The organism is Paraburkholderia elongata (assembly GCF_013177735.1).
Taxonomy (GTDB): Bacteria; Pseudomonadota; Gammaproteobacteria; order Burkholderiales; family Burkholderiaceae; genus Paraburkholderia; species Paraburkholderia elongata.
Genome location: NZ_WOEZ01000281.1, coordinates 1 through 7,196, shown reverse-complemented (window position 1 = coordinate 7,196; position 7,196 = coordinate 1). Strand labels below are relative to the sequence as shown.

General features: G+C 63.2%; 5 protein-coding genes and 2 riboswitches. Of the genes, 2 read left to right on the top strand and 3 right to left on the bottom strand.

Features of this window, described 5'->3' with window-relative positions; translation table 11 throughout:
• From GNZ13_RS46360 to cobW, 3 genes are all read right to left on the bottom strand, one after another.
• Nucleotides 1-181: hypothetical protein (locus GNZ13_RS46360; protein WP_172177646.1), on the bottom strand; the 181-nt coding region annotated here is incomplete at its 3' end.
• A gap of 83 nt (nt 182-264) precedes the next feature.
• Nucleotides 265-4,065, bottom strand: coding sequence for a cobaltochelatase subunit CobN (cobN, locus tag GNZ13_RS46355; RefSeq protein ID WP_172177644.1), 3,801 nt, complete (start codon nt 4,063-4,065; stop codon nt 265-267).
• A gap of 6 nt (nt 4,066-4,071) precedes the next feature.
• On the bottom strand, nt 4,072-5,181 hold the full coding sequence (gene cobW / locus GNZ13_RS46350) for a cobalamin biosynthesis protein CobW (RefSeq protein WP_172177642.1): 1,110 nt from the start codon (nt 5,179-5,181) through the stop codon (nt 4,072-4,074).
• Nucleotides 5,182-5,382: 201 nt separating this feature from the next.
• A riboswitch (cobalamin riboswitch) is annotated at nt 5,383-5,655 on the bottom strand.
• A 79-nt stretch (nt 5,656-5,734) separates the two neighbouring features.
• A riboswitch (cobalamin riboswitch) is annotated at nt 5,735-5,962 on the top strand.
• A 224-nt stretch (nt 5,963-6,186) separates the two neighbouring features.
• On the opposite strand from cobW, the gene cobA reads away from it, so the two are divergent.
• Together cobA and GNZ13_RS46340 are read left to right on the top strand one after the other, a co-directional pair.
• Nucleotides 6,187-7,047 carry a uroporphyrinogen-III C-methyltransferase gene (gene cobA / locus GNZ13_RS46345; RefSeq protein WP_236002487.1) on the top strand — a complete coding sequence of 287 codons (861 nt, stop codon included), beginning with the start codon at nt 6,187-6,189 and terminating at the stop codon, nt 7,045-7,047.
• A partial coding sequence (locus tag GNZ13_RS46340; RefSeq protein WP_172177640.1) for a cobalamin biosynthesis protein occupies nt 7,044-7,196 on the top strand: 153 nt, incomplete at its 3' end. The genes cobA and GNZ13_RS46340, both read left to right, overlap by 4 nt.

Below are 7,196 nucleotides of genomic sequence, written 5' to 3'. Positions count from 1 at the left end.
GCTTCAGGTACGTTTCCAGCCGCGTCGTCCCCAGAAAAATAGCGTGCGCATCTCCGGTCACGAAGCGACGACCGCTGTTGACTGCCGTGCGTAGCAACGGCGCGTCCAGGTCCTGTGGCACACCATCGAACAATCTGAACTGCGCATCATCGGGCGAAGGTACTTTGCGCGCCGTGCTCATCGTGGCTTCCTGCCGTTTCGTTCCAGGCAGTATTGTATGGACCCGAGGGCTTTTGCGACAGCCTCTTCAGGTAGGGGAGTATGTCAAGTTTGCATTCCTTCAATCTGCTGCTCGCTCGCGAGCAGATGCTGTTCGACTTGCGCACGATAGTCGCCGGGCGCTTGCCACAGACCGCGCTGCATCGCTTCGAGCAGACGCTCGCAGATCGAATGCATGGCGTGCGGATTGTGCCGCTGCAAGAACTCGCGTGTATCGGCGTCGTTCAGATAAGCATCGGTGACGAGCGCATATTGATGATCGGCGATCACGCGCGCGGTTGCGTCGTAGCCGTAGAGGTAGTCGACCGTCGCGGCGATCTCGGCAGCGCCCTTGTAGCCGTGACGCTTCACACCATCGAGCCATTTCGGATTGACCACCCGCGAACGGACCACACGCGCGATCTCTTCATGCAGCGTGCGCACGTGCGGCGCCGCCGGGTTGCTGTGATCGGCGTGATAGACCTGAGGCTGATTGCCCGCCAGATGCCGCACTGCTGCCACCATGCCGCCCTGGAACTGGTAGTAGTCGTTCGAATCGAGCAGGTCGTGCTCGCGGTTGTCCTGGTTCTGCAGCACGACGTCCATCGCGGCGAGACGCGTGCCGAATGCGTGGCGCGCTTCTTCGCCAGCGCTTTTCTGCGTGTACGCGTAACCGCCCCACGCCTGATAGGCGTTGGCGAGATCGGCGTCGGTTTGCCATTGCTGCGAGTCGATCATGTCCTGCAGACCCGCGCCGTACGCGCCGGGTCGCGCGCTGAACACGCGCCAACCGGCGCGCTTGCGCGCCTCGGCGGCGTCCATGCCACGTGCAATCAGCGCGTCGCGTTCGCGCAGCACGCGCGCGCGGATCGGGTTCAGGTCTTCGGGCTCGTCGAGTTCGGCTACCGCCTGCACGGCGGCATCGAACAGATGCATCACGTTCGCGAAAGCATCGCGGAAGAAACCGGACACCCGCAACGTGACGTCGATACGCGGCCGGTCGAATACCTCGATCGGCATGATCTCGAAGTCGGTCACGCGATGACTGCCCGGCGCCCACTTCGGCCGCACGCCGAGTAAAGCGAGTGCCTGGGCGACGTCGTCGCCGCCGGTGCGCATGGTGGCGGTGCCCCATACCGAGAGGCCAATTGCGCGCGGATAGTCACCTTTCTCCTGCAAATGCCGTTCGATCAACTGCTGCGCAGATTTCAAACCAAGCGACCACGCCGCTTGTGTCGGAATTGCGCGCGTATCGACCGAATAGAAATTGCGGCCGGTGGGCAGCACGTCGGGCCGTCCACGCGACGGCGAACCGCTCGGCCCCGGCGGCACGAAGCGTCCTTCAAGACCGCGCTTCAGGTTCAGCATTTCCTGAGGACCGCAGGCGTCGAGCCGCTGCAACACGTCGTTGCGCAGGCGTTCGATCACACGTTCGGCTTGGGGCAAGATCCCGTTCGCGGGCGCCGCATCGGACGTTTCATCACCACACACTTCACGCAACATCTCGGCCGCCAGCAGTTCCAGACGCTCGCGTGTATCGCCACAGTGCCGCCACGGCGCATCACTCACCTGCTGCAACACGTCAGGACGAGGACCGTCCCACGCCGCCGACCAATCCACGGAGAGCGGGTCGAACAGATGATCCATCTGCAGATCGCGCGCCAACGCATCGATCAAACCGGCTTTGCCGCCGTGGCCATCGCCGACCGGAAAGCGTCCCAAGGCCAGCAACGTATCGCGCCGCTGCACGCCATCGGGCGATTGCCCGAACGTGTGCAAACCATCGCGAATCTGCGCCTCCTTCAACTCGCACAGCCAGGCATCGACGCGCGTCAGCAGCGCATCTTCATCGTCCTGGCCGTTCGGTTCCGCGAGACTGAGCTCGTCATGCAGCTTGTGCTCGACGATAGTCGCAAGAATGGTGCGTCTCAACAGCTTCGAGCGGCGCGGATCGACCATCAGCGCTTCATAGTATTCGTCGACCTGGCGCTCGAGGTCCTGCAACGGCCCGTAAGTTTCGGCGCGCGTGAGCGGCGGCATCAGGTGATCGATAATGACGGCCTGCGCGCGACGCTTCGCCTGACTGCCCTCGCCCGGATCGTTGACGATGAACGGATACAGATGCGGCATCGGACCGAGAATCAGATCGGGCCAGCAGGCATCGCTCAACGCGACGCTCTTGCCCGGCAGCCATTCGAGATTGCCGTGCTTGCCGACATGCACGACCGCGTCGATGCCGAACTGATGACGCAACCAGAAATAGAACGCCAGATACGCATGCGGCGGCACGAGTTCAGCATCGTGATAGCTCGCGTAATCGCCCTGCTCGCGCGATCGCGAAGGTTGAATACCGACGAACACCTGTCCGCAGCGCCAGCCCGCGATCATGAAACGGCCGCGCCGCAACGTCGGATCCTGGTCGGGCGAACCCCAGCGCGCGTTCAGGGCATGGCGGGCTTCCGCGGGCAACGCGTTGAAGTACAAAAGATAGTCGTCGAGCGCAAGACTTTGCAACGCGGGCCGCAAGTCACGCACGACCGGATCGTTGGTCACGCCTTCGGTCAGCTTCTTCAACAGCGCGTCGCCGTCGGCAGGCAATTCGCCTAACCGATAACCTTCATCGCGCAACATCGACAGAATGCCGACCACCGAGGCCGGCGTATCGAGACCCACGCCATTGCCGATCCGCCCTTCACTCATCGGATAGTTGGCGAGGATCAGCGCCAGTTTCTTCTGCGCGTTATCGAGCGTGCGCAGACGGCACCAGCGGCGGCTCAATTCGGCCAGAAAGCCGACGCGTTCGAGGTCCGGTTGGTAACGGACCACATCGACCTCGGTGTGCGGACAACGATAGGCGAGGCCCTTGAAGCTGATCGCCCGCGTGATGATGCGGCCGTCTACTTCCGGCAGCGCGATATGCATGGCGATATCGCGCGAGTTGAGACCCTGATTGTCCTTGACCCAATCTTCGCGATTGCCGCCGCTCAGGATCACCTGCATCACCGGCGCGTCGCCGGCGAGCGCAAGCGGCTCAGGGTCGTCGATGGCGGACGCGGCGAATGCGGTGGTATTCAGCACCAGCGCGACATCGTGTTGCGCGCACAAGTGCTGCATGACGTCGCGGCTCATAGCATCTTTCAGCGAGGTAATCGCGATCGGCAGCGGATTCAGGCCTTGTGCATCGAGCGCACTGATAAGAGCGTCGAACACGGCTGTGTTGGCCGCTTGCAGATGCGCCTTGTAGAACAGAATCGCAGCAACCGGCGCGCCCTTACGCCAGCGCGCCTGCCAGTCGGCCACCGTCGGTGTATCGCGCTCGGGATGGTAGAGCGTCGCGGCAGGCAACGCGCGCGGCGGCGCAGGCTCGCGGCCCCAGCCAAACTCCCGATAAGCGATACAACGCAGGAACGCCTCGGCATTCTGCGGCCCGCCTTCACGCAGATAGCGCCATAGCTGATGACACAGATCGGCGTCGGCGGTGCTGCGCGCGAGCAGGTTCGGATCTTCCTGCAGATCGCCGGAGAACATCGCGAGCGTCTGCTGCTTGCGTTCGGCAAGGGCAACCACCTGTTCGATTCCGTACGGCCAGTACGCCTCGCCGCCGAGATGATCGACCACCACCACTCGCGCATGCTGCAACACGTCTTCGACATAGAAATCGACCGAAGCCGGCTGCCGCAAATACGTGACGTTCGCGAGCCGCACGCTCGGAAACCCCTCGCCCAGACGAGGAAACACGCTCGCGAGCAGCGACAGCGTGGTATCGGCGGAACTGAGCACCACGATATCGGCGGGCCGCTGATCGATACGGATCACGCCTTGCGTGTCGTCGACAAAACCACCCGGCGTGGTGCGTAGCAGATGCATGACCGGTTACGCCTGTTGCGGCTGGGCGCTCGCCACGGCGCCTAAGGCGGCGTTGAATGCCTGTTGCAGCGCGGCCTGGTCGAGGTCTTCGCCAATCAGCACGAAGCGGCTTGGCAGGCCTTCGCCCATTTCACCCCCTTCACCCGTTTGCCAGCGCCGGTCGAAATAACTATCGAAACGACGGCCCACGCCCTGGATCACCAGACGCATCACCGCGCCCGGCAACGCCGCGAAACCTTTGACGCGGTAAATCGTGTTCGTTTCGACGAGCCCTTGCAATGCCGCGATTACGGCCTCGCGCGAAGAAACATTCGCGTGCACCACAACCGAATCGAATTCGTCGTGGTGGTGATCGGCGTCGTCAGCCGAACCATGGTGATCGTGACGCAGGTGGATCTTTTCTTCCGAGGCCGCTTCGAGACCCAGCAACGTGTGCAGATCGAGCTGGCCCATCTGCGCGCGCACGATCTTCACTTGCGGCGGAATTTCTTCGCGGATGACGGCTTCGACAGAAGCTTGATGCGCTTCGTCGAGCAAATCGGTTTTGTTCAGAATCACCAGATCGGCTGCCGACAATTGATCTTCGAACAATTCATGCAGCGGCGATTCGTGATCGAGATTCGGATCGGCCTTGCGTTGCGCATCCACCGCAACCGGATTGTCGGCGAACTGGCCGCTGGCCGCCGCCGGGCCGTCAACCACGGTGACTACCGCGTCGACGGTAAAGCTATTCTTGATCTGCGGCCAGTTGAACGCCTGCACCAGCGGCTTCGGCAGCGCAAGACCGGAGGTTTCGATCAGCACGTGATCGATCTGCTCGCGGCGCTCCACCAGCTTTTCCATCACCGGGAAAAACTCTTCCTGCACGGTGCAGCACAGGCAGCCGTTCGCGAGTTCATACAGTTGCCCTTCGGTCTCGACGCCGTTTTCATCGCAACCGATGCCGCAACCCTTGAGGATTTCCCCGTCGATGCCGAGTTCGCCGAACTCGTTGACGATCACCGCGATGCGCTTGCCGCCCGCGTGCTGAAGAATGTGCCGCAGCAGCGTGGTTTTGCCGCTGCCGAGAAAGCCCGTGACGATGGTGACGGGAATCTTGCGCATTTGAGTTTGCATCGTGAGGTCCATCCGTAGGAGTTGCACGGGTACGCCGACGCGCCTGCGCGTTTTGTCTCTATATAGGTCATGCGAACGGGGCTCTGGCCCTGCAGGCAACAACGATAACAAAACACGGGGACGAACAACGGCGTTGCCGGGGCAACAGAAAAACAGGAAACGATAATGAAGTCATGAACGCGCCGCCGCATCCCCGCGGGGGTCGTCCTTCGTAGTCTGGCCGGTATCCGGGCTGGCGAAAGCGCCGCTTCCCCTTCCCGGACGAGTGGTTTCTCGCCCAGTGGTTATATGCCGACGCGGCCTTGCGCGTGGACATCGAAGCCGGCTCCGCGGTGCTGAAGAACGCATCGCTTTTCGCTTACCGTTGCGGGGGCAGCACAGGTTGACCCGATCCATTGCAGGTGGGCACCCTGTTTCCCGTTTAACTGCATGCGCACGAGCGCGCACACGAGCACCAAAGTGCGTGCGAGTTTAGGCCGAGAGCCCCGTGCCGTCAAGGAAACGCGGGCCGCGGCAGGGCCTTCCCGCAGTGCCGGCGCGGCCTGCCGTGTGCTATCGTATGCGCGCGTTTGGTGCCCGCATATGCGTTCGCATGTGCAGTTAAACGGGAAACAGGCCGCGCTCGCCGCGCTCAACCTGTGCTGTCCCCGCAACGGTAAGCGACCTGCGGTGCTTTCGCATCGCGCATGCGTTTTTGATGCCACTGTCTGACGAATCCGGACGGGAAGGCAAAACGCATGAGGCCGTCAGCCCGGATACCGGCCAGACGCGGAGGCAGTGAGCATCACGCTGCCGGCCGCCGGAATCCGCGAGGGACGGATGTGAAGGCGCTGAAGCACGACGTGGCGCGGCCGTTGGCGTTTTCCTGTGGGAAACGCGGCGAGCGGCGCTTTTCGTCGCGCGTAATCTGTCGCACCGCATGACCTCAATTTTTACCGCCTCCGGCTGCTCCGCGCCTCACCCGCTCCCGCTTGTCACGACATGGCGCGCGCCATGCACGCCGCGATGAGCCGCGCCTGGCTGATCGGCGCCGGCCCCGGCGATGTCGAACTGATGACGCTCAAGGCGACTCGCGCATTGGCGCAAGCCGATGTGGTGCTGGTCGACGATCTGGTGAACCCTGACGTGCTGCAATTCGCGCGCGCCGACGCGCAGGTCCTGTACGTCGGCAAACGTGGCGGGCATCCGTCGACGCCGCAGGCCAGCATCGTCGCGCAGATGCTCGAACACGTGCGGGCCGGGCGCAGCGTCGCGCGTTTGAAAGGCGGCGATCCGTTCGTGTTCGGCCGTGGCGGCGAAGAACAGGAGGCGCTGCATGCAGCGGGCATCGAGGTTGAGGTGATCAACGGCATCACCGCCGGGATTGCGGCGCCCGCGGCAATCGGTATTCCGGTGACGCATCGCGATCACGCGCAAGGCGTGGTGTTCGTCACCGGGCACGGCGCCGGCAGCGGCGAGCCGGACTGGGCGGCGCTCGTCGCCACGCGGATGACGCTGGTGATTTATATGGGCATGCGGCGGCTGAACGATATCACCGGTGCGTTGCTTGCGGCCGGTATGAGCGCCGATACACCATGCGCGGCGATCGAATCGGCCACGCGTCCCGAGCAACGGCATGCGCTCGCACGACTCGGCGAATTCGCGGATACGGTCTCGCGCGCCGGACTCGGCTCGCCGGCGATCGTGGTGATTGGCGGAGTGGCGTCACTGGCTTTGGCGCGGGATGCTGTGAATGCTGGCGTGGTGGGTGCGGTGGACGCGAACGGAGCTGAAAACGCAACGAACCCGGCTGAAACGGCGAACGCGTTGGACGCTTCGAACGCCGTAAATACCTCAGAAGCGGCGAACCCCGCGGACGCGCAATGAAAACCCTCACCATCGGCATCGGTTGTCGCTTGCACAGCTCGGCCGAGCAGATCGAAGCGGCTGTGCGTGCCACGCTCGGCTCGCATGCATTCGATGAAATCAGCGCGATTGCCTCGGTCGACACCAAAGCCCACGAAGCCGGCTTGCTC

Coding starts and splice junctions, on each gene's coding strand:
- cobN (WP_172177644.1), bottom strand. CDS start 4,065: ATGCATCTGCTACGCACCACGCCGGGTGGTTTTGTCGACGACACGCAA.
- cobW (WP_172177642.1), bottom strand. CDS start 5,181: ATGCAAACTCAAATGCGCAAGATTCCCGTCACCATCGTCACGGGCTTT.
- cobA (WP_236002487.1), top strand. CDS start 6,187: ATGAGCCGCGCCTGGCTGATCGGCGCCGGCCCCGGCGATGTCGAACTG.